This is a genomic window from Microbacterium sp. LWO13-1.2, assembly GCF_038397725.1.
Lineage (GTDB): Bacteria > Actinomycetota > Actinomycetes > Actinomycetales > Microbacteriaceae > Microbacterium.
Genome location: NZ_CP151634.1, coordinates 3021954 through 3043338 on the forward strand (window position 1 = coordinate 3021954; position 21385 = coordinate 3043338).

Here is a 21385-nt window from a genome sequence, read left to right on the forward strand (position 1 = left end):
CACCGTCATGCGTCAGATCAGCCGACGTTCGCCGGCTCCGCATTCACCGGCTCGACGATACGATCCGCCGGTGCGACCTGCTTCGGCGTCCGGACCCGGGGAGCGGAGCCGTCCACCCGCGCAGCGCGAGCCCTGCGCGCCGACGGGCGACCGTGGGTCAGGTAGAGCGGGAGCCCGACGAACAGCAGGCCGCCGACGAGGTTGCCGACCACGGTGGGGATCTCGTTCCAGATCAGGTAGTCCATGATCGTGAAGTCGGCGCCGAGGAGCAGCCCGGACGGGAACAGGAACATGTTCACGATCGAATGCTCGAAGCCCATGTAGAAGAACAGCATGATCGGCATCCACATCGCGACGATCTTCCCGAGCACGTTGTCGGAGATCATCGCCATGACGACGCCGGTGGATACCAGCCAGTTGCACAGCACGCCTCGGATGAACAGGGTGAGCATTCCGGCAGCACCGTGATCGGCGTAGCCGACGGTCCGTCCGTGGCCGATCTCGCCGATCGCGAGTCCGACGGCACCGGGCTCGGTGGAGAACCCGTAGGTGAAGTACACCGCCATGAGGACGGCGACCATGAACGCGCCGCCGAAGTTGCCCAGGAAGACCAGGCCCCAGTTGCGGAGCATTCCGCCCACGGTCGCCCCTGGGCGCTTGTCGAGGAGCGCGAGCGGAGTGAGCGTGAAGACTCCGGTGAGCAGGTCGTATCCGAGCAGGTAGAGCATCACGAAGCCGACGGGGAAGAGCAGCGCACCCAGGAGTGGCTGGCCGGTATTGACTGAGACCGTGACCGCGAACGCGGCGGCGATCGTGAGGAGAGCTGCGCCCATGAATGAGCGGATCAACGTGTCCCGGGTCGACATCTGCAGCTTGTAGGCGCCGGCGTCGACCATGCGGGTCACGAGTTCCGCGGGCTTGACGTAGGACATGAGAGACCTCCAGAGGGACAGGGAGCCACGAGTTCGGCTGTGGTCAGCATGACTCAGCGGCGTTTCCCGGAGGGACCAGGCACGTTACGCCCGTGCACCGGGTGGCTCACAAACGCCTGCGAGGCGGTGTGAGCGTCGCTGCGGCTACGGAGCCGGCGTCTCCGCGGGAGTATCGGACGGAATCGGAGCGGGTGTCTCCACCGGAGTCTCGCTCGGGGTCGGGGCGATGCTCTGGGTGGGCTCCGGCTCGGGGGCGGTGACCTGGGCGTGCACGACCTGGCTGGCGATCACGCCGGCGATGAGGAGCCCGCCGGCGACACCGGCGACGATGTTGTCCCGTACGCGTCGGCGTTCCTGGCCCTGGTGCCACTCGCTGCGAGCCGTGTACAGACGGGCGCGTTCCGCTGCGGCGCGTGCCCGCTGATCGTTCTTCGAACCACGTCCGGCCATGCCGCTCACACCTCTCCCTGCACCCCCGCTGGGCGCCGCCTGCGAGCCTACCGCCGCGAACGTCGGAGACCCGCATTAGCCTGGGGGGATGACCTCCGCCGCCGCGCTGCTCTCCGGGCAGACACCTCTCGCCGTGCGGATGCGGCCGGTCGCACTCGCAGAGGTCGCCGGACAGCAGCATCTCCTGCGCGCCGGGTCTCCGATCGTGGCCCTCGCCGACCCGGACGCGACGTCGCCCGGTGCTGTCTCGATCATCCTCTGGGGGCCGCCCGGTACTGGCAAGACGACCCTGGCGCAGGCGATCGCCCGGTCCTCGGGCCGCCGCTTCGTAGAACTCTCCGCCATCACAGCCGGGGTGAAGGACGTCCGTGAGGTGATGCAGGAGGCGATCACCCAGCGCGACCTCTACGGGCAGACGACGATCCTCTTCCTCGACGAGATCCACCGGTTCACGAAGGCTCAGCAGGACGCACTGCTGCCGGGCGTCGAGAACGGCTGGGTCATCCTGATCGCTGCCACCACCGAGAATCCGTCGTTCTCGGTGATCTCGCCGCTGCTGTCGCGTTCCCTGCTGCTCACTCTGCATGCACTCACCGACGACGATATCGGCATGCTCGTCGATCGCGCCGTCACCGACCCGCGAGGTCTGAACGGCACTGTCGCGCTCTCCGACGAGGCACGCGGAGCGCTCATCCGACTCGCATCCGGCGACGCGCGACGCGCGCTCACGGGGCTCGAAGCGGGAGCGGCCGTGGCACTGTCACACGGCGTGGACGACGCCGCTGACGCCGGGTCCGCGCCAGAAGTCACCGCCGACGACGTTGCGCAGGCGGTCGATCGCGCACTGCTGCGCTACGACCGGCAGGGCGACGAGCACTACGACGTCATCAGCGCGTTCATCAAGTCGATCCGGGGTTCCGATCCGGATGCCGCTCTGCACTACCTCGCCCGGATGATCGAGGCCGGTGAGGACCCTCGTTTCATCGCCCGCCGCCTCGTCATCTCGGCCTCAGAGGACGTCGGGCTCGCAGACCCGCAGGGACTCGTGATCGCTGTGGCAGCCGCCGATGCGGTGGCGTTCATCGGAATGCCGGAGGGGCGGATACCTCTGGCCGAGGCGACGGTGTATCTCGCGACGACGGCGAAGTCGAACGCCGCGTACAAGGGAATCGATGCGGCGATCGCCGACATCCGATCCGGAGGCTTCGGCCGAGTACCGCTGCACCTGCGCGATGCGCACTATCCGGGCGCGAAGAGGCTCGGACACGGCAAGGGCTATGTCTACTCGCACGACAGCGAATACGGCGTCGTGCCCCAGCAGTACCTTCCGGATGAGCTCGACGGACGCCGGTACTACGAGCCCAAAGAGCTCGGCGCCGAACGCGACATCTCCGCTCGACTCGAGAAGATCCGCCGGATCCTCGGCGACCGCTGACCCGCTGCTGAGGAGCGGTTCCCCGATCTGTTAGACTTGATCGGCTCGAAACACAGTTTTCGGGCATCCCCTCGCTCTCACTCACCTTCCTCCGTGCCCCGGCGTGCACCTGGAAGGGCCGGCGGGGGAGATACGTCCGTGAGTCGTGAAAGACGCGACCACGTCATCGGAAGGAAAACTTCGTGACCACGAAGTCCCAGGACCGCCGCAAGGTCCGCCTGTCCCGCGCGCTCGGTATCGCGCTCACCCCGAAGGCAGCCCGCTACCTCGAGAAGCGTCCCTACGCTCCGGGCGAGCACGGCCGCACCAAGCGCAAGGCTGACAGCGACTACGCCGTCCGTCTGCGCGAGAAGCAGCGTCTCCGCGAGCAGTACGGCATCCGCGAGAAGCAGATGCGCAACACGTTCAACGAGGCCCGCCGTCAGGACGGCCTGACCGGTGAGAACCTGGTCGAGCTGCTCGAGATGCGTCTCGACGCTCTCGTCGTGCGTTCGGGCTTCGCCCGCACCACCGCGCAGGCTCGCCAGCTCGTCGTGCACCGTCACATCCTCGTCGACGGCCAGCTCGTCGACCGCCCGTCCTTCCGCGTGAAGCCGGGTCAGCTCATCCACGTCAAGGCCAAGAGCGAGGGCACCGAGCCCTTCCAGGTGGCAGCAGCCGGCGGTCACGCCGAGGTCCTGCCCCCGGTTCCGGGCTACCTCGAGGTCGAGCTCGACAAGCTCCAGGCTCGCCTGCTGCGTCGTCCGAAGCGCGTCGAGGTCCCCGTGACCTGCGAAGTGCAGCTCGTCGTCGAGTACTACGCAGCTCGCTGATCGAGTTCATTCACCAAGAGGCGTCGGGGCAACCCGACGCCTCTTGGCGTTTCCGCTTACGATGGAGGCACCGCGTCTCCGCGGACCAAGGGCAAGGATGACGACATGAAGACTGTGCTGTGGTTCCTCATCGGTGTGATCGGCGGGTTCGTCGCCGCACACTTCATGGACAAGGACCCCCGCGGCCACGACATCCTGGCCGATGTGGACGCGAGGATCAACGAGTTCACCGGCATCCTCGGCGACGCATATCGCGAGCAGCAGGCGCGGCTCACCGAGCCCGGCAACAACTGATCCAGCGCGCGCACGCGCGGCTTCTTCACCCTTCACGCAAGGACACTCACTACCCCTATGAATACTGCGGAGATCGCGCAGCGCTATCTCGATTTCTTCGAGAAGAACGACCACGTCATCGTCCCCTCGGCCTCTCTTGTCAGCGACGATCCGTCACTGCTGTTCACGGTTGCGGGAATGGTGCCGTTCATCCCGTATCTCACCGGCGTGGTGCCGGCGCCGCATCCGCGGATCGCCGATGTGCAGAAGTGCATCCGCACCAACGACATCGAAGAGGTCGGCAAGACGGCCCGTCACGGGACGTTCTTCCAGATGATGGGCAACTGGTCGTTCGGCGACTACTTCAAAGAGGGCGCGATCCGCTATGCCTGGGAGCTGCTCACCAGTGCCGAATCCGACGGCGGCTACGGCTTCGAGGAGAAGGATCTCTGGGTCACGGTCTACGAGACCGACGACGAGGCCGAGGCGATCTGGCGGGACATCATCGGTCTGAAGCCGGAGCGCATCCAGCGTCTCGGCCGCGCCGATAACTACTGGAACACCGGACAGCCCGGGCCGGGCGGTCCCGATTCGGAGATCTTCTTCGATCGCGGCCCCGCCTATGGCAAGGACGGCGGCCCCGCCGTCGATGACTCGCGGTTCCTGGAGATCTGGAACCTCGTCTTCATGCAGGACTTCATCGAGAACGTCCGCGGCAAGACAGAGTTCGACATCGTGGGGGAGCTGCCCCAGAAGAACATCGACACCGGTATGGGCCTGGAGCGCGTCGCGTTCCTCAAGCAGGGCGTCGAGAACATGTACGAGACGGATCAGGTGCGCCCGGTTCTCGACCGTGCCGTCGAACTCTCCGGTCGCCGCTATGGCGCGGTGCACGAAGACGACGTGCGCTTCCGCGTGATCGCCGACCACGTCCGCTCGTCGCTGATGCTGCTCTCCGACGGCGTACGGCCGTCCAACGAGGGCCGCGGCTACATCCTGCGGCGTCTGATGCGCCGCACCGTCCGCGCGATGAAGCTGCTCGGCGTGGACGAGCCCACCTTCCCCGAGCTGTTCACCGCATCGCGCGACGCGATGCAGACGGCGTACCCCGTCCTCGCGAAGGAGTGGTCGACGCTGTCGGCTTCCGCCTTCGCCGAGGAGGAGACGTTCCGCCGCACGCTCGCACAGGGGTCGACGATCCTCGACCTCGCGCTGGACGAGACGAAGAAGGGCGGCGGCGCCACGCTCAGCGGCCCTGAGGCGTTCCTGCTGCACGACACCTACGGGTTCCCGATCGATCTCACACTCGAGGTCGCCGAAGAAGCCGGTCTGTCCGTCGACCGTGCCGCGTTCGACTCGCTCATGCTGGAGCAGCGCACCCGCGCGAAGGAAGACGCGCGCAACCGCAAGCGCCAGCTGGCCGATGTCTCGGTCTACCGGGAGCTCCGCGGACTCGGCGAGACCGGGTTCGATGGCTACACCGAGCTCGAGGTCGAGTCACGTATCCTCGGCATCCTCGTCGACGGCCAGCCGGTCCGCACCGCGAGTGAGGGGCAGATCGCTGAGGTGGTGCTGTCCGAGACCACGCTCTACGCGGAGTCCGGCGGCCAGGTCGCCGACAAGGGCACCATCGTGGGTGCGGGCTTCGTGCTCGAGGTCCTCGACGTGCAGCGACCCGTCGCCGGCCTGATCAGCCACACGATCGAGGTGGCCAGCGGCAGCGTCTCGGTCGATGACGCCGCCACAACCGTGGTGGACGCCGCGAACCGTCGTGCCGCCCGTCAGGCGCACTCCGCGACGCACCTCGTGCACGCGGCGCTCCGCGACACGCTCGGGCCGACGGCGACCCAGTCCGGCTCCTTGAACCGTGCCGGGTACATGCGGTTCGACTTCGCGTGGTCCCAGGCGCTGTCGGCAGACACGCGCACCGAGATCGAGGAGATCACGAACCGCGCTGTGCAGGACGCGCTCGAGGTCACCACACGCATCATGTCGCTCGACGAGGCGAAGGAAGCCGGCGCCATGGCGCTGTTCGGCGAGAAGTACGGCGACCGCGTGCGGATGGTCGACATCGGCGGTCCCTGGTCGCGCGAACTGTGCGCGGGCACCCACGTGAACACCAGCGCCGAGATCGGCATCGTCAGCGTCGTCGGAGAATCCTCGGTGGGCGCATCCAACCGCCGCATCGAGGCTCTGGTCGGTCAGGACGCGTTCCGCGAACTGGCCGCGGAACGCGCTCTCGTCTCGCAGCTCACCAGCGCCCTGAAGACGCCGCGTGACCAGCTCTCCGAGCGCATCGCCGATCTCGCGGCGAACCTGAAGGCAGCGGAGAAGCGCATCGCGCAGTTCGAGGCCAAGGAACGCGCAGGACAGATTCCGGCGATCGCCGAGGCCGCCGTGCGCGTCGGTGCACATCGGGTGGCGGCGTTGTCGCTGGGCGAGATCGCCTCGGCAGATGACGTCCGCGAGCTCGCGCTCGGCGTGCGAGAGCGCCTCGGCGCGGATGCTGCTGTCGTCGCGCTCGGCGGGATCGTGGCCGGACGCCCGGTCGTCGTCGTTGCGACGAACGACGCGGCACGCGCTGCCGGTGCGAAGGCTGGCGCGCTCGCGAAGCGTGCTGCCGGTGTGCTCGGCGGTGGCGGTGGCGGTCGCGACGACGTCGCGCAGGGCGGCGGCACGGATGCTTCGGCACTGGCATCGGCGCTGGAGGCCATCAGCCAGGAGCTTCGCGGCGCGTGAGTGGTTTCCGACGGGGCGTGCGGCTCGGCATCGATGTCGGCAAGGCCCGAATCGGCGTCGCCCGCTGCGATCCGGACGGGATGCTCGCCTTTCCGATCGAGACGGTGCCCCGTGCCGAGACATCGCTCGGCCGGATCGCAGAGCTCGCAGAGGAGTACGAGCCCATCGAGTTCGTCGTCGGTCTGCCCGTGAATATGCAGGGTACTGACACACCGTCGACGGCAGATGCACGGACGTTCGCTGCCGACCTGCAAGCCCGCACGAAGATCCCGGTGCGCCTGGTCGACGAACGGCTCAGCACTGTTACCGCACACGCGGCTCTGCGTTCTTCGGGGAGAACCCAGAAGAACTCTCGTAGCATTGTGGATCAGGTCGCTGCCGTGGTGCTTCTGCAGCAGGCGATCGACACGGAGAAGAGCACCGGAAACCCGGCCGGTGTGGCCGTCCCGCTTGACGAGGAGTCCGCCTGAACATGGCTGAACGCGAGAATCATCCCCCCCAGCATGATTCGGATGCCCGTCTGGGCGCCCTGTTCGGGAACCTTCCGGAGCCGACCGCGCAGCTGCCGACGGTCGACACCAGCGCCCCTGTGCCCGGTTCTCGCCGGGCGGCCAGAGAGGCCGCAGAACCGCGACCGGCATCGCCGACCCCGCCGGTCGTCTCCGAAGACCCGTTCGTGACGCCCACCGCCCCGGCGCCGGTGGCCGTGTCGGAGAAGCAGGGAGGGCGTCTCGAAGACCTTTTCGATGCCCATCACGACGACGTCGATTCTCACGTACCTCCCAAGAAGCGACGCCGCGGATGTCTGATCGCGTTGATCATCGTCCTCGTGATCGTGGGCGGCATCGCGGGCGCGGGCGTCTGGGCCTGGAACACTTACGGCGACAAGATCAGCGACGCCATGGGCTGGGGTGAGCCCAAGGACTGGGAGCCGGGCCTCGCGACCGGTGAGGTCTTCGTGACGATTCGCGACGGGGACACCGGTCGCCCGGTGTCCACCGCTCTGCACGAGGCCGGCGTGACCAAGACGGAGGACGTCTTCTACGACTACCTCATCGAAGAAGCGATCGCCGTCACCTTCTACCCGGGAGTGTACCGCCTTCAGGAGAAGATGACCGCCGAGGCCGCTCTGGCAGCGCTCCGCGACGACGCCAACAAGCTGGAGAATTCGGCAAGCGTGATCGAGGGCAGCACGATCAAGGCGATGCTGCCGGGGATCGCGGAGAGCATCGGCATCCCGCTCGCAGATTTCGAAGCCGCCGTCGCCGACCCCTCGGCCTACGGAGTGACCGCAGAGTCTCTCGAAGGCTGGCTGTTCCCAGCCGTCTACACGTTCGACCCGGAGGTCACCGCCACCCAGGTGATCCAGCGGATGGTCGACCGCACCCGGGAATCGCTCACGAAGGCAGGGGTCCAGGCCGGAGACGAGCAGCGCGTGCTCACGATCGCCTCGATCATCCAGCGCGAGGGCAGCACCGCCGACTTCGACAAGGTGTCTCGGGTGATCGAGAATCGCCTCGAGGAAGGCAATCAGGAGACCCACGGGCTGCTGCAGATGGACTCGACCGCCCAGTACGGATACGGGCTCGCACACGAGGGCCCCGTTTCCAGCTGGGACTGGAACGCCGTCGTCGGCGATCAGAACCCGTGGAACACGTACAAGCACGCGGGACTGCCCACCGGTCCGATCTCGGCCCCCAGCGATGCCGCCATCGACGCGGCTCAGAATCCCGCGGATGGGCCCTGGTTCTATTTCGTCACCGTCAATCTGGATACCGGCGAGACGGTCTTCTCCGCGACGTACGCGGAGCAGCAGCAGGCCGAGGCCCGGTACAAGCAGTGGTGCCAGGACAACCCTGACGGCGGCTGCTACTGATGCACGGCGCCTGACATGGTGAATCAGCGCCGTCTCGCCGTCTGGGGTGACCCGATCGCGCACTCGAAGTCGCCGGCGCTGCACGCCGCCGCTTATGCGGTGCTCGGCCTGGACTGGGAGTACGGGCGTCTGCAGGTGACCGGAGACGGTTTCGCGGATGAGCTCGGCTCGCTGGATGAGTCGTGGCTCGGCCTTTCGTTGACGATGCCTCTCAAGGAGCATGCGTTCCGCGCGGCGGCGACGCACGACCGGCACGCCGAGATGACGGGAGCCGTGAACACGCTGCTTCTGGGCGAAGAGCTTGCGGGGTTCAACACCGATGTCGGGGGCATCATCGATGCCCTGGCTGAGCGCGGCATCACTGAAGTCCGCACGGCGCGCATCCTCGGCGCCGGCGCGACCGCGGCCTCGGCGCTGGTCGCCGTCGCCGAGATCGGCGCCATTCGGGTGGACGTGCGCGCCCGCAGGCCCGAGCGCGCGGCCGGTCTCGTCGAGCTCGGAGCGCGGCTGGGCATCGATGTCCAGGTCGCGCCGCTCGATGACGCAGCGGAAGCGGTCGACATCACCGTCGCCACCCTCCCCAGCGGGACGGTGCTCGCGGAGGAGTCGGCCGCGCGTCTCGCTCATGCCGGTGGTGCGCTGTTCGACGCCGCGTACGCACCGTGGCCGTCGGCGCTGGCGACAACGTGGGGGGAGGGCGTCGTCGTCTCCGGCCTCGGGATGCTGCTGCACCAGGCGGTGCGGCAGATTCGCATCTTCCTGAATGGCGACCCCGCGCACGTGCTGCCGGATGAGACGGCCGTCGTGGCCGCGATGCGCGCGGCACTCGAGCACCCGAAGCCGTAACCCCGGCTGCGCAACGACACGCGGACAGCATCCGGTCGGATCGCATGGGAGACTAGAGCAATGCTCCGCGTGCTCACGGCCGGCGAATCCCACGGCCCAGAACTCATTGCCGTCATGGAGGGTCTGCCCTCCGGCGTTCCGGTGTCTTCCGAGGCCATCCAGGCAGATCTCGAGCGTCGCAAGCTCGGCTACGGCCGCGGCTCGCGCATGAAGTTCGAGCAGGACGAGCTCACGATCTCCGGCGGTGTCCGCCACGGGAAGACGCTCGGCAGCCCGATCGCCCTGCGCATCGGCAACACGGAGTGGCCGAAGTGGGTGGAGGTCATGAGCCCCGAGCCGGTGGAGCTCACCGACAAGTCCCGTGGTCGTGGCGCTCCGCTGACGCGCCCGCGTCCCGGCCATGCCGACCTCGTCGGCATGCAGAAGTACGACTTCGATGAGGCACGTCCGATCCTCGAGCGCGCGAGCGCCAGAGAGACCGCCGCACGCGTCGCACTCGGCGCCATCGCCCGATCCTTCCTGGGCGAACTCGGCATCCGCCTCGTCAGCCACACGCTCTCCATCGGTCCCGTCCAGGTGCCGGCCGGATCGCCGCTCCCCACGCCGGACGACGTCGATGCCCTGGACGCCGATCCGCTGCGCTGCTTCGACGCGGCCACCTCGGCACTGATGGTCGCCGAGGTCGACGATGCCAAGAAGGAGGGCGACACACTCGGCGGCATCGTCGAGGTGCTCGCCTACGGTCTTCCGCCGGGACTCGGTTCGCACGTGCACTGGGACCGTCGCCTCGACGCGCGGCTCGCGCAGGCTCTGATGAGCATTCAGGCGATCAAGGGCGTCGAGGTCGGTGACGGCTTCGAGACCACCCGCCGCCGCGGCTCGGCAGCGCATGATGAACTCTTCGCGACGACCGACGGGATCACGCGCGGCTCTGACCGTGCCGGCGGCACCGAGGGCGGCATGTCGACCGGTACCGTGCTGCGCGTGCGCGCAGGCATGAAGCCGATCGCCACCGTTCCGCATTCGCTGCGCACCATCGACGTCGCAACCGGAGACGTCGCCACGGCGCACCACCAGCGCTCGGACGTGTGCGCAGTGCCCGCCGCCGGAGTCGTCGCCGAGGCGATGGTCGCGGTCGAGCTGGCCAACGCCGTCCTGGAGAAGTTCGGCGGCGACAGCATCCGCGAGACGCGGCGCAACTTCGACGGCTATCTCGCCGGCATCCCGGCAGAACTGCGCACTGCGCCGGCCTCCGAGGCAGCGCTCATCGCGTCTGATGTCGGAGACTGAGCCGCTCACGCTGGTCCTCGTCGGCCCGATGGCCGCGGGTAAGACCAGCATCGGCAGGCGGGTCGCTCGTCGGCTCGCGGTGCCGTTCATCGACACCGACAAGCGGATCGTGGCCGCGCACGGGCCGATCCCGGTGCTCTTCGCCGAACAGGGTGAAGCGCATTTCCGGGAGCTCGAGCGCGCCGCGGTGTCGGCGGCGCTCGATGAGGGTGGAGTGATCTCGCTGGGCGGCGGAGCGGTGACGGATGCCGGGACGAGGGAGCTTCTGCGCCCGCATCCCGTCGTCTTCCTCACCGTGTCGGCTGAGGCCGTCGCCGACCGGATCCGCGGCGGAAGCAGGCCGTTGCTCGCGGGAGACGACCCGCTTGAGCGCTGGACGAGGATCTTCGAGGAGCGCCGCGATTGGTACGACGAGGTGGCGAGCACAGTGTTCGACACCTCTCGTCGCCCGATGCAGCGCATTGCCGACGAGATCGTGACATGGAGAAGAGAGCAGCGATGACCACGACGACCATCAGCGTCACCGGGAACGATCCCTACGACATCACCATCGGACGCGGCATCCTCGATCGCGTATCGGCGGCGCTCGCGCCGACCGTGCGGAAGATCCTCGTCGTGCACCCGCCGACGCTGGCCGCCCGAGCCGCGGAACTCAGGGACCGATTGCTCGCCGATGACGAGAACGGCCCCCGTGAGGTGCTGCTGGCCGAGATCCCGGACGCCGAACAGGGCAAGCGCATCGAGGTCGCCGCGTTCTGCTGGCAGGTCATGGGACAGTCCGACTTCACCCGCACCGACGCCGTCGTCGGTTTCGGCGGGGGAGCAGTGACCGACCTCGCCGGTTTCGTCGCCGCGACCTGGCTCCGCGGCGTGCAGCTCATCCAGGTGCCCACCACGGTGCTCGGACTCGTCGACGCATCGATCGGCGGCAAGACCGGTGTCAACACCGCTGAGGGGAAGAATCTCGTCGGCGCGTTCTGGGCACCGCGTGCAGTGATCGGCGATCTCGACGAACTCGCCAGCCTCAGCGAGAACGAGGCGACAGCAGGCTTCGCCGAGGTGGTCAAGGCCGGTTTCATCTGGGCTCCCGAGATCCTCGACATCGTCGAGGCCGATCCTCGGCGCGCGGTCGACACGAAGACCGAGGAGTTCCGGCGGGCGATCGAGCTGGCGGTCGACATGAAGGCGCGCGTCGTCTCCGAGGACTTCCGAGAGGCGGGCCAGCGCGAGATCCTCAACTACGGTCACACGCTCGGCCACGCCATCGAGCACGCCGAGCGCTACCGGTGGCGCCACGGCGCAGCGATCTCGGTCGGGATGCTGTACGCCGCCGAACTCTCCCGGCTCGCGGGGCGTCTCTCCGATGACGCCGCGAACCGGCACCGCACCGTGCTCGAGTCGCTCGGTCTGCCGACGTCGTACCGGGCCGGTGCCTGGAAGCAGCTCCTCGCCACGATGCAGCGCGACAAGAAGAGCCGTGGCGGGATGCTCCGCTTCGTCCTGCTCGACGACATCGCAAAGCCCACGATCCTGCAGGCGCCGGATGAATCCCTGATGTTCGCGGCCTACCAGGAGGTCGGTGCGTGAGCTTCACCGTTCGTCGCGTCCGCGCTGACGAATGGGAGAAGGTGCGCGACCTGCGCCTGGATGCCGTGCGGGATCCGGCCGCCGCGATCGCGTTCCTGCATTCGTATGCCGACGAGGCTGCGCATCCGGACGAGTTCTGGCAGGAGCGTACCGCTGGCAACGCGGCCGGTGACTCGGTCGCCCAGTTCGTCGCGGAGGCGGAGGGGGAGTGGATCGGCACCGTCACGGTTCTCCGTTGGCGCCCGGGAGCGACCGACCATCATGCGCGTGCGGTGCTCGAAGCGCGTGGTGATGTGGTGGGCGTGTACGTGCGCCGCGGGCATCGCGGAGCCGGAACGGTCGATGCACTGCTCGATGCGGCGGCCGAGTGGGTGCGCGCCTTCGGCGACCGCGCGCTGACCCTCGACGTGCACGTGGACAATGCCCGCGCTCAGGGAGCGTATCGGCGCGCCGGATTCGTCGATACGGGTCTGCGTTTCACGGGTGTGATCGGCCCGGAGTTGGAGATGCGACGCGCTCTCGTGTGATCCGGACGGAGAAGCCTCGCGGCATGAATGCGTTGCGCCTCTCGTGCAGATCATCTACTGTGAGTGCGTCTTCGATCGTGTGACGACAGGCCCGGAGGCCGATCATGCTCGATGCTCGGATAGCGGAATGGCTCCTTGACGCCGACCCGGCATTGCGATGGCAGGTGGAGCGCGACCTTCTCGGCGCTCCCGAGGACATCTGGCAGGCGACGCGAGCCCGTGTGACCACCGAAGGCTTCGGAGCTGAGCTGCTTCGTCACCAGGATGCCGATGGCCAGTGGGCCGGCGGCCCATTCTTCCCGGCAGGGTGGGAATGGGGAAGCGGGGAACCGCAGCCATGGACAGCGACGACCTGGGCCCTCAAGGACCTCCGGGAATGGGGCATGCCCGCGTCGGCGCTGACAGGGACGGCGGAGAAGCTCTCGGCAACACGATGGGAGTACGACGACCTTCCGTATTGGGGCGGCGAGGTCGACTGCTGCATCAATTCCTGGACTCTGTCGAATGGGCTGTGGCTCGGGGCGGACGTCGACGCGATCGCCGACTGGTTTCTCGAGCATCAGCTGGGGGATGGCGGGTGGAACTGCGAATGGGTCGAGGGATCGCAGGTTTCGTCTTTCCATTCCACCCTCAATGCGTTGATCGCGCTGCTCGACTTTCAATGCAGCACGGGGGATACCGAGCGGATCAGGGCCGCACGAAGAGCTGGCGAGGAGTATCTGTTGACGAGGGCCCTGTCTCGTCGCCGATCGACGGGTGAGCCGTTCAACGAGTGGGTGTACAGCCTCGCGCATCCGCGTCGCGCCTACTACAGCGTGCTGGCTGCGGCCGATTACTTCCGCGCGGCGTGCATTGCAGATGGGATACAACCCGACCCCCGGATGGCCGAGGCCATCGAGAACATCCGTTCTCAGCGGCAGGCTGACGGGACCTGGGTCCAAGGTCATCGCCTGCAGGGCGAGGTCTGGTTCCATGTCGACGTTCCGGCCGGAGAACCGTCCAAGTGGGTGACGTTCCAAGCGACGCGGGTACTCGGGTGGTGGGATTCGGCGACTAAGGAATGATCCAGCCCTCGTAGATCGAGGCGGTGCCCGCCTGGCTGGCGGCGTCGTTCCAACGGATCAGCCACTGGCGGCGCACCTCGGTCGGTGGCCATGGCGTGTCTCTGAGCTCTGGCGGAATGAGCGGGTCGTCCCGGAGGGCGCGGTCGAGAGCGTCGGCGAGCCGGAGCTGCCGGACGAGCGCCGGCAACGAGTCGTCATCACCCTCGATCGCATGGGCGAGTGCCCCGTATGCGTCGAGGGTCGGCGCCGCATGCCAGAGGGACGAAGCGATCTCTTTTGATTCGGTCAGGCCCCGAATCGCCAGCTGCTCGGCAACGGCGGTGACGAGGTACGGCATGGCATCGGACGACAGGAGCCCTGTCAGGTCGTGCGGGCTGGCGTAGAGCCCAGTCGAGATCGGGGCGGCTCCCAGCCCGAGAAGGTCTCGACGCAGCGAATCTCGAATCGCCCGCTCGCTCTCCGGCGCACTGATCGCCACGAGGCGCCAGCATCCGTCCCACGGCGCCCGCCCTGCGTCCTGCTCGAAGGCGAGGTTGAGTCCGACTCGGTCGCGATGCATGCGCCGTTGTCCCTCATCGGTCAAGAAGATCGCCCCTGAGCGTCCGCGTCCCCGCTGCTCGATGTCGCCGCTGCCGATGAGGCGTCGAAGTGCGAGGCGGACGGGCTGGTCATCGACCCCCAGCTGGTTGGCGGTGTCGTAGATGACGGCCAGGCTCACGTCGCCGTCGAGGGGGAGGAACGCCTCGATGATCGTACGAGGTGCGATCTGCGAGTTCACGCGAGTACCGCCTTCTCCATGACGGTGTACCGTTCGAACCCGTAGACGTAACCGAGCAGTCCCAGGGAACCGGTATCGGTGGGCGAGAACCCTTGACGCCGGTACAGTTCCTCGGCGCGGACATTCGAGTCGATCACGGACAGCTGCACTGATCGCAACCGGCGCTGGCGTGCAGCCTCGACGGCTGCCGCGAGCAGCGCTGTTCCCGTCCCCTCACCGCGGCGCGCCGAATCGACGCAGATCCCGTCGAGAACCAGCGTGTGGTCTTTGCTGTTTCGTGCCAGCACGCTCAGGACGAGGGACGCCCGAATGGCTTGCCAGGTCGGCAACAGGTGGCGAAGCAGCGCCCAGGACAGATTCGCGGCGCCGAGCCCCGTCTCGAAGAAGCCGCACACCCCGGTGATGACGCCCTCGGTGCGCGCAACGAGCATGCGGTCCGGACGCATTGCGGCCTGCACCACGCGTCTACCGGTGTCGTTGCTCGTGAATGCCGGACGGAGCTTCCGATGAAACGCCTCCCAGTAGAGAGCGCCGACTTCAGCACGTTCGGATTCTTGGAAGCCGAGGGCGATCTGGTGTGCCTGCATGTCATCAATCTATCATGTACGCTACGATCGTGCACAGAATGACCCTTAAGCGACTCGCCTTTTCCATCGCCGTCGTCGCTGCGATCATCGTCGCGGCTGTCGGAGTTGCCGCCGTGGGGAATGACTATCGCTTCACACAGACCGCGGTGCAGATTCCGATGGGTGTCGGGCACCTCGAAGGGGTACTGACGACGCCGCGACAAGGCGACGCGAATGGCGTCGTCGTCGTCGTCCACGGCGACGCTGCAGTGGAGGCGACACAGGACGGCCTCTACTTCCCGTGGTTCGAAGGTGCAGCGGATGCGGGATGGGCCACGTTGTCGTGGAGCAAACCCGGGGTCGGAGGATCCAGCGGAAACTGGCTGGACCAATCCATGGATGACCGTGCGGCGGAAGTCAGCGCAGCGATCGACTGGGCGCTGGGAGAGCAGCAGGTGCCCACCGACCGCATAATTCTCTGGGGCGCGAGCCAAGCAGGCTGGGTGGTTCCGAAGGTCGTCGCCGAACGCGACGACGTCGATGGCGTTGTCGCCGTGGGCACGGCGATCAACTGGCTGTCGCAGGGACGCTACAACCTCCTCGCCGAGCTTGATCGCCGAGGAGCGACGACGGCGGAGCGCGACCAGGCGATCGCAGACAGCGATCGGGTGCGCGAACTGCTCGCAAGAGGCGCGAGCTACGACGAGTATCTGGCGGTCACGACGGAGCAGTCGCCGATGTCGGCCGATCGGTGGGCATTCGTCGGACGCAACGCGAAGGCCGATGCCACGGACGATCTTCGCGCGGCAGCCACGCGCGAGATCCCCGTTCTCCTCATGGTCGGCCTGCATGATCGGAACGTCGACGTCGGCGAGACCGAAAAGGTCTATCGTGACGTTTTCGGCACAGCGCTGACAGTGAAATCCTTCGACTCCGCGCATTCCATGGCGAGGCCCATCGTCGAAGACAACGCCGTCGTGGGCACGACCGTCGGGCTCCTCTGGCCTCGCGCGCTCCTCGCGGCGGACGTCATCGACGGGTACCGCGACTTCCTGCGAGAGATCGGCTGATAGTGTGCCGGACGTGACGATGCCCCACCGCCTGCTCCTGGTCAATGGCCCGAACCTCAACCTGCTCGGCACGCGTGAGCCCGAGGTCTACGGCACGGCCACCCTCGCCGATGTCGAACGACTCACCACGGATGCGGCGGCCGCGCTCGGATTCGAGGTGCGTGCCATCCAGAGCAACCACGAGGGCGTGCTCATCGACGCTATCCACGCGGCGCGCGAGGATTGCGCCGGAATCATCATCAATCCGGGCGGCCTCACGCACACGTCTGTTGCGCTGCGCGATGCGCTCACGGGTATCGGGCGCCCATTCGCAGAGGTGCACATCTCCGACGTGTACAAGCGCGAGGAGTTCCGGCATCACTCCTACCTGCATGACGTTGCGGCGGTGCGCGTGATCGGTCGGGGCGTCGACGGCTACGCGGATGCCGTGCGCGAACTGGTCGCTCAGCTGTAGAACCGCGGAACGCCAGGTCAGAACGGCGGGGGAGCGTTGCGCACCGACACAGAAGCGGCTCCGGCACCCCAGCGAACCTCTGAACTCAGCGCGGAAACCCCGGATGACATCGAAAGAAGTCGGCCCCCGTACAGCCATCCCGTAGAATCGACTGTCGGTCCTTCCTGACCCGGTTGCAGGGCGGCCCGCGGACAACCACACACGAACGGAACTCTCAGCGCATGGCATCTACCGCAGACATCAAGAACGGCGTCGTCCTCAGCATCGATGGACAGCTGTGGAACGTCATCGAGTTCCAGCACGTCAAGCCCGGAAAGGGCGGCGCGTTCGTCCGCACGAAGCTCAAGAACGTCATCTCCGGCAAGGTCGTCGACCGCACCTACAACGCCGGCGCGAAGATCGAGATCGAGAACGTCGACCGCCGCGACTTCACGTACCTGTACGCCGACGGCGACGGCTTCGTATTCATGGACACGTCGGACTACGACCAGATCACGGTCCCCGGGCCGACAGTCGGCGACGCGAAGAACTTCCTGCTCGAGAACCAGCAGGTGACCATCGCGCTCAACAACGGCAACCCGCTCTACATCGACCTGCCGGCATCCGTCATCCTCGAGGTGACGTACACCGAGCCGGGCCTCCAGGGAGACCGCTCCTCGGCCGGCACCAAGCCCGCCACGGTCGAGACCGGCTACGAGATGCAGGTTCCGCTGTTCGTCGAGACCGGAACGAAGATCAAGGTCGACACCCGCACCGGTGACTACCTCGGTCGCGAGAAGTAAGGCGTGGGCGCTCGTACGAAGGCGCGCAAGCGCGCACTCGACATCCTCTTCTCCGCAGATGTCCGAGGCGACGACGTCGCCGTGGCTCTCGCCGCCGAAGCCAAGCGCGCTGTCAGCGAACCCGCCCGCGAGGGGTCGTGGCTGTACGCCCGCGAGGTCGTCGACGGCATCATCGACCACAGCGACGAGATCGACGAGCTGATCACCACGCACAGCCGTGACTGGAAGCTCGAGCGGATGCCCGCGGTCGACCGCGCGCTGCTGCGGATCGGCACCTGGGAGATCATCTACAACGCCGAGGTGCCCACCGCGGTCGCCATCGACGAGGCCGTCGAGCTCGCCAAAGAGTTCTCCACCGACGATTCCGGCGCCTTCGTGCACGGTGTGCTCGCCCGGGTGGCTCGCGCCGCCTGAGCGGACACCGCAATCCGGATGTCGGATGCGGTGGGGAGGATGAAACCATGTCCGCACCCCACGTCGATCTCCGAGATCTCCTGCGGATCACGGATGCCGGCGGCTACAAGCGCGGGCTCGCGTACTTCCGCGAGGGGAACGTGCTCCGGGTCGTCTGGGATGAAGAGACCCAGCAACTCGGTGCTCAGGTGCGCGGAAGCCACGACACTCCGTACCGCACAGAGGTGCGTTTCTCACCGACCGGCGGCAAGCGGGCGATCCGATCGACGTCGTGCACCTGCCCGCTGCGCTCCGGGTGCAAGCACGTCGTGGCGACGCTGCTGTCGTCGAACACGGGCGCCGACGCGGACCGCGCTGCGGCGCTGACGGTACCGCCGTCGCAGCCTCCGCAGCCCTCCGCACCCGCCTGGAAGTCGCTCCTCGGCCGCACGGCGGTCGATCGAACGGTGCCGCTCGCCCTCGGCGTCGAGCTGCGTCACCGCGCGGCCAAAGGCGACAACCACTGGGCACCGCGTCCGGTGAGGTCCGCCACCGCGCGAGACGTCGCGAAGGCGGAAGGGGAGCTCCTCCTCGGCATCCGTCCGCTGATGCGGAGCAGTTCGACCGGCGCCTGGATCCAAGGCCATGCCGCGTGGGACGTCGTGCGTCGTGATGCGATCCAGTTCGGTCGGACTCAGACCCGCTGGTTCGCCGACCTCCTCAGCATCGCCCGCGATTCGCTGCTCTCCGGAAACGCCGGCGAATGGCTGATCGTGGATCAGATCGAATCGAATCTGCTCTGGGCGCACCTTCGCGCAGGATCGGCCGCCGGTATCCCGCTGGTACCGAGCCTGAAGAGCACGACGGTGGCCCTCGCCGATTCCGGGTCGATCTCCGCCCGCGTCACCCGCGCAGATGATGGCGGTCTCGCTGTCGACGCGGACATCGTCATCGACGGCAGTGAAGTTCCGTCAGCGACCGTGCACGCCATCGGGCACTCCGGCGTCTATGTGGCGACTGTGCGGGGGAGTCGCATCGAGGTCACTCTCGCCGAGGTCCCGCTCAGCGATCCGGTGCGTGCCCTGCTCGACGCAGCTGGGTCCATTCCCGTCCCGGCCGCCGACGAGGCGGCTTTCCTGCACGACGTGTACCCGGCGTTGGCGCGAAGGGTGCGGGTTGAGGCGGTCGGAGCCGTGCAGTTGCCGGTCATGCCGCTCCCGCAGCCGACGCTGGTCCTCTCGTTCCATCGCGGCGATGTGGTGAAGTTCTCCTTCGAGTGGACCTATGAGGGGCACGGCCGCGTACCGTTCGCTCCGTCGGCGGATGCGGTGCGCGACCAGACCCTCGAGATCGAACGCCGTCGCGTGCTCGAGACGCTCTGGCAGGAGCAGTACGGCGAGCCGTTCGCGGAATCAGGGTCCTTCGCAGACGTCGACGCTGCCGAATTCGTCACACACGTCGTACCGGGGCTCGAGGCGCACGGGGTTCTCGTCGTCGCAGACAAGCGCAAGACCTATCAGGAACTCACCGGTGATCCGGAGATCACCGTCTCGACGGTCGAGAGCACCGATCCGGACTGGTTCGACCTCGGTGTCATCGTCAAGATCGACGGACGCAATATTCCCTTCGGGCCGTTGTTCACCGCGCTCAGCAAAGGGAAGAAGAAGCTCCTGCTCGTCGACGGCAGCTATTTCTCGCTGAACCATCGAGCCCTCGACCAGCTGCGCGAACTGATCGACGAGGCAGCCGAGCTGAACGAGTGGGAGACCGGACCGCGGATCAGCCGCTATCAGACCGATCTCTGGGAGGAGTTCGAGGATCTCGCCGACGAGGCTCTTCCTGCCGTCAGCTGGCGTGCGACGGCGGACGGACTGCGGGCGGCGACCGAGGTACCCCCGAGTCCACTCCCGAGCGGACTCCAGGCCGAACTGCGGCCGTACCAGAAGGCCGGGTTCGACTGGCTCGCCTTCCTCTGGCAGCACCGGCTCGGCGGTATTCTCGCCGACGACATGGGGCTCGGCAAGACGCTGCAGCTGCTGACACTCGTGCTGCATGCGCGCGAGTCGGGGGAGCGTCGCCCCTTCCTGGTCCTTGCTCCCACGTCGGTGCTCGCGACCTGGTACGCAGAGGCCGAACGATTCGCGCCGTCGTTGCGGGTGCGCATCCTGGAGAGCACCTCAGGCAAGCGCGACGACTCTCTCCGCGAGGCTGCGGCCGAAGCCGACCTCGTCGTGACGTCGTACACGCTCGCGCGGCTCGACGAGAGGGAGTTCGCCGACATCGAATGGGCCGGGCTCATTCTCGACGAGGCGCAGTTCGTGAAGAATCCGAAGACGAAGCTGCATCGCTCGATCGCCGGATTCCGAGCCGACGTGACCTATGCCGTCACCGGCACCCCGCTGGAGAACAGCCTCAGTGAGCTGTGGGCGCTGCTCAAGCTCGCGGCGCCCGGTCTTTTCGCGTCGGCGCGGAAGTTCCGCGAGGAGTACATCCAGCCGATCGAGAAGGGCAAGGTCCCGGAGAACGAAGAGGGCGGGGAGTACCGGCAGCGGAGGATCGAGCGGCTGCGCCGTCGCATCCGTCCGCTCATGCTGCGCCGCACCAAGGAACTCGTCGCACCCGATCTGCCGGAGAAGCAGGAGCAGCTGCTCGAGGTGGAATTGAGTCCAGCGCATCGCGCCCTCTACGACGTGGTGCTGCAGCGTGAGCGGCAGAAGGTGCTGGGGCTGCTGGCAGATCTCGATCGCAACCGCTTCATCGTCTTCCGCTCGCTCACGATGCTGCGGATGCTGAGTCTCGCGCCCGGTCTCGTCGACGAAGCCGACGCGAAACTGGGCTCGCAGAAACTGGACGTGCTCCTGGAACGGGTCATCGAGCTGCAGGCCGAGGGGCACCGCGCTCTGGTGTTCAGCCAATTCACCTCGTTCCTCGCTCTCGCCGCCGCACGTCTGGAGCAGGCCGGAATCCCTTACGCCTACCTCGACGGTTCCACGCGCAAACGACAGCAGGTCATCGACGGGTTCCGGTCGGGAGAGCAGCCAGTGTTCCTGATCAGCTTGAAGTCCGGCGGGTTCGGGCTGACGCTGACCGAGGCCGACTACGTGTTCATGCTGGACCCGTGGTGGAATCCGGCAGCCGAGGCTCAGGCGATCGACCGTACGCACCGGATCGGTCAGACCCGGCCGGTGATGGTCTACCGGATGATCTCGAGCGGAACCATCGAGGAGAAGGTGCTGGCCCTGCAGCAGCGCAAGGCGCGGCTGTTCACCGCCGTCATGGACGACGAAGCGCTTTTCGCGCAGGCGCTGACGGCAGACGACATCCGCGGTCTGTTCGACTCCTGATTCGTGCAGCCGACGTGTTTCCGGCATGTGACGGGACGCTAACGCCGCGGCGCTGACCGGCGTGACATGGAAGTGACACAGCGGTAACTCGCGGTGCGGGGTGCCGAAACACGCGCTCCCTAGCATCGGTCTCGAGCCCCCCGGATGCCCCGCATCCGGTCGACCCC

At 67.2% G+C, this 21385-nt stretch carries 21 protein-coding genes; 17 read left to right on the top strand and 4 right to left on the bottom strand.

Going from position 1 to position 21385, the window contains the following annotated elements:
- Window positions 1-17 precede the first annotated feature (17 nt).
- Together MRBLWO13_RS14405 and MRBLWO13_RS14410 are read right to left on the bottom strand one after the other, a co-directional pair.
- Window positions 18-932, bottom strand: a complete 915-nt coding sequence (locus MRBLWO13_RS14405) for a formate/nitrite transporter family protein (protein ID WP_341974711.1) — start codon at window positions 930-932, stop codon at window positions 18-20.
- Window positions 933-1076: 144 nt separating this feature from the next.
- Window positions 1077-1382, bottom strand: a complete 306-nt coding sequence (locus tag MRBLWO13_RS14410) for a hypothetical protein (protein ID WP_341974712.1) — start codon at window positions 1380-1382, stop codon at window positions 1077-1079.
- An 88-nt stretch (window positions 1383-1470) separates the two neighbouring features.
- On the opposite strand from MRBLWO13_RS14410, the gene MRBLWO13_RS14415 reads away from it, so the two are divergent.
- From MRBLWO13_RS14415 to MRBLWO13_RS14470, 12 genes are all read left to right on the top strand, one after another.
- Window positions 1471-2817 carry a replication-associated recombination protein A gene (locus MRBLWO13_RS14415; protein WP_341974713.1) on the top strand — a complete coding sequence of 449 codons (1347 nt, stop codon included), beginning with the start codon at window positions 1471-1473 and terminating at the stop codon, window positions 2815-2817.
- Between the two features lie 182 nt (window positions 2818-2999).
- Window positions 3000-3629, top strand: a complete 630-nt coding sequence (rpsD, locus tag MRBLWO13_RS14420) for a 30S ribosomal protein S4 (RefSeq protein ID WP_341974715.1) — start codon at window positions 3000-3002, stop codon at window positions 3627-3629.
- Between the two features lie 105 nt (window positions 3630-3734).
- Window positions 3735-3923 (top strand): hypothetical protein, encoded by a 189-nt coding sequence (locus MRBLWO13_RS14425; RefSeq protein ID WP_102192160.1) that lies wholly within the window; start codon window positions 3735-3737, stop codon window positions 3921-3923.
- Between the two features lie 57 nt (window positions 3924-3980).
- Window positions 3981-6641 (top strand): alanine--tRNA ligase, encoded by a 2661-nt coding sequence (alaS, locus tag MRBLWO13_RS14430; protein ID WP_341974718.1) that lies wholly within the window; start codon window positions 3981-3983, stop codon window positions 6639-6641.
- Window positions 6638-7111, top strand: coding sequence for a Holliday junction resolvase RuvX (gene ruvX, locus MRBLWO13_RS14435; protein WP_341974720.1), 474 nt, complete (start codon window positions 6638-6640; stop codon window positions 7109-7111). The genes alaS and ruvX overlap by 4 nt, the downstream gene beginning before the upstream one ends.
- A 2-nt stretch (window positions 7112-7113) precedes the next feature.
- A complete protein-coding gene (gene mltG, locus MRBLWO13_RS14440) occupies window positions 7114-8517 on the top strand; it encodes an endolytic transglycosylase MltG (RefSeq protein ID WP_341974723.1) in 1404 nt (467 codons plus the stop codon).
- 15 nt (window positions 8518-8532) lie between these two features.
- On the top strand, window positions 8533-9363 hold the full coding sequence (locus MRBLWO13_RS14445) for a shikimate dehydrogenase (protein WP_341974724.1): 831 nt from the start codon (window positions 8533-8535) through the stop codon (window positions 9361-9363).
- A gap of 60 nt (window positions 9364-9423) precedes the next feature.
- Window positions 9424-10653, top strand: a complete 1230-nt coding sequence (gene aroC, locus MRBLWO13_RS14450; RefSeq protein ID WP_341974725.1) for a chorismate synthase — start codon at window positions 9424-9426, stop codon at window positions 10651-10653.
- Window positions 10640-11155, top strand: coding sequence for a shikimate kinase (locus tag MRBLWO13_RS14455; protein WP_341974726.1), 516 nt, complete (start codon window positions 10640-10642; stop codon window positions 11153-11155). Before aroC ends, MRBLWO13_RS14455 begins: the two co-directional genes overlap by 14 nt.
- Window positions 11152-12240 (top strand): 3-dehydroquinate synthase, encoded by a 1089-nt coding sequence (gene aroB / locus MRBLWO13_RS14460; RefSeq protein ID WP_341974727.1) that lies wholly within the window; start codon window positions 11152-11154, stop codon window positions 12238-12240. Before MRBLWO13_RS14455 ends, aroB begins: the two co-directional genes overlap by 4 nt.
- The gene (locus tag MRBLWO13_RS14465; protein WP_341974729.1) at window positions 12237-12767 is read left to right on the top strand and encodes a GNAT family N-acetyltransferase; all 531 of its coding nucleotides are present in this window, start codon (window positions 12237-12239) and stop codon (window positions 12765-12767) included. Before aroB ends, MRBLWO13_RS14465 begins: the two co-directional genes overlap by 4 nt.
- Before the next feature lie 104 nt (window positions 12768-12871).
- The gene (locus MRBLWO13_RS14470; RefSeq protein ID WP_341974732.1) at window positions 12872-13831 is read left to right on the top strand and encodes a squalene cyclase; all 960 of its coding nucleotides are present in this window, start codon (window positions 12872-12874) and stop codon (window positions 13829-13831) included.
- Here the strand turns inward: MRBLWO13_RS14470 and MRBLWO13_RS14475 are convergent.
- Together MRBLWO13_RS14475 and MRBLWO13_RS14480 are read right to left on the bottom strand one after the other, a co-directional pair.
- Window positions 13821-14609: a PaaX family transcriptional regulator gene (locus MRBLWO13_RS14475; protein ID WP_341974734.1), complete on the bottom strand. Its 789-nt coding sequence runs from the start codon at window positions 14607-14609 to the stop codon at window positions 13821-13823. The two genes, MRBLWO13_RS14470 and MRBLWO13_RS14475, sit on opposite strands and share 11 nt — an antisense overlap.
- The gene (locus MRBLWO13_RS14480) at window positions 14606-15196 is read right to left on the bottom strand and encodes a GNAT family N-acetyltransferase (protein ID WP_341974735.1); all 591 of its coding nucleotides are present in this window, start codon (window positions 15194-15196) and stop codon (window positions 14606-14608) included. The genes MRBLWO13_RS14475 and MRBLWO13_RS14480 overlap by 4 nt, the downstream gene beginning before the upstream one ends.
- A gap of 38 nt (window positions 15197-15234) precedes the next feature.
- Here MRBLWO13_RS14480 and MRBLWO13_RS14485 point away from each other — a divergent pair, with 38 nt between their 5' ends.
- From MRBLWO13_RS14485 to MRBLWO13_RS14505, 5 genes are all read left to right on the top strand, one after another.
- A complete protein-coding gene (locus MRBLWO13_RS14485; protein ID WP_341974736.1) occupies window positions 15235-16245 on the top strand; it encodes an alpha/beta hydrolase in 1011 nt (336 codons plus the stop codon).
- Window positions 16246-16264: 19 nt separating this feature from the next.
- On the top strand, window positions 16265-16699 hold the full coding sequence (gene aroQ, locus MRBLWO13_RS14490) for a type II 3-dehydroquinate dehydratase (protein WP_341978422.1): 435 nt from the start codon (window positions 16265-16267) through the stop codon (window positions 16697-16699).
- A gap of 221 nt (window positions 16700-16920) precedes the next feature.
- Window positions 16921-17481: an elongation factor P gene (efp, locus tag MRBLWO13_RS14495; RefSeq protein ID WP_341974740.1), complete on the top strand. Its 561-nt coding sequence runs from the start codon at window positions 16921-16923 to the stop codon at window positions 17479-17481.
- 3 nt (window positions 17482-17484) lie between these two features.
- Entirely contained in the window at window positions 17485-17895 is a 411-nt protein-coding gene (nusB, locus tag MRBLWO13_RS14500) for a transcription antitermination factor NusB (protein ID WP_341974742.1), read from the top strand.
- Window positions 17896-17942: 47 nt separating this feature from the next.
- Window positions 17943-21218 (top strand): DEAD/DEAH box helicase, encoded by a 3276-nt coding sequence (locus tag MRBLWO13_RS14505; protein WP_341974744.1) that lies wholly within the window; start codon window positions 17943-17945, stop codon window positions 21216-21218.
- The last annotated feature ends 167 nt before the right edge of the window (window positions 21219-21385 follow it).

Excerpts from the sequence above, each read along its gene's own strand:
- MRBLWO13_RS14405 (WP_341974711.1), bottom strand. The coding sequence starts at position 932 with ATGTCCTACGTCAAGCCCGCGGAACTCGTGACCCGCATGGTCGACGCC.
- MRBLWO13_RS14410 (WP_341974712.1), bottom strand. The coding sequence starts at position 1,382 with ATGGCCGGACGTGGTTCGAAGAACGATCAGCGGGCACGCGCCGCAGCG.
- MRBLWO13_RS14415 (WP_341974713.1), top strand. The coding sequence starts at position 1,471 with ATGACCTCCGCCGCCGCGCTGCTCTCCGGGCAGACACCTCTCGCCGTG.
- MRBLWO13_RS14425 (WP_102192160.1), top strand. The coding sequence starts at position 3,735 with ATGAAGACTGTGCTGTGGTTCCTCATCGGTGTGATCGGCGGGTTCGTC.
- alaS (WP_341974718.1), top strand. The coding sequence starts at position 3,981 with ATGAATACTGCGGAGATCGCGCAGCGCTATCTCGATTTCTTCGAGAAG.
- mltG (WP_341974723.1), top strand. The coding sequence starts at position 7,114 with ATGGCTGAACGCGAGAATCATCCCCCCCAGCATGATTCGGATGCCCGT.
- MRBLWO13_RS14445 (WP_341974724.1), top strand. The coding sequence starts at position 8,533 with ATGGTGAATCAGCGCCGTCTCGCCGTCTGGGGTGACCCGATCGCGCAC.
- aroC (WP_341974725.1), top strand. The coding sequence starts at position 9,424 with ATGCTCCGCGTGCTCACGGCCGGCGAATCCCACGGCCCAGAACTCATT.
- MRBLWO13_RS14455 (WP_341974726.1), top strand. The coding sequence starts at position 10,640 with ATGTCGGAGACTGAGCCGCTCACGCTGGTCCTCGTCGGCCCGATGGCC.
- aroB (WP_341974727.1), top strand. The coding sequence starts at position 11,152 with ATGACCACGACGACCATCAGCGTCACCGGGAACGATCCCTACGACATC.
- MRBLWO13_RS14470 (WP_341974732.1), top strand. The coding sequence starts at position 12,872 with ATGCTCGATGCTCGGATAGCGGAATGGCTCCTTGACGCCGACCCGGCA.
- MRBLWO13_RS14480 (WP_341974735.1), bottom strand. The coding sequence starts at position 15,196 with ATGCAGGCACACCAGATCGCCCTCGGCTTCCAAGAATCCGAACGTGCT.
- MRBLWO13_RS14485 (WP_341974736.1), top strand. The coding sequence starts at position 15,235 with ATGACCCTTAAGCGACTCGCCTTTTCCATCGCCGTCGTCGCTGCGATC.
- aroQ (WP_341978422.1), top strand. The coding sequence starts at position 16,265 with ATGCCCCACCGCCTGCTCCTGGTCAATGGCCCGAACCTCAACCTGCTC.
- efp (WP_341974740.1), top strand. The coding sequence starts at position 16,921 with ATGGCATCTACCGCAGACATCAAGAACGGCGTCGTCCTCAGCATCGAT.
- MRBLWO13_RS14505 (WP_341974744.1), top strand. The coding sequence starts at position 17,943 with ATGTCCGCACCCCACGTCGATCTCCGAGATCTCCTGCGGATCACGGAT.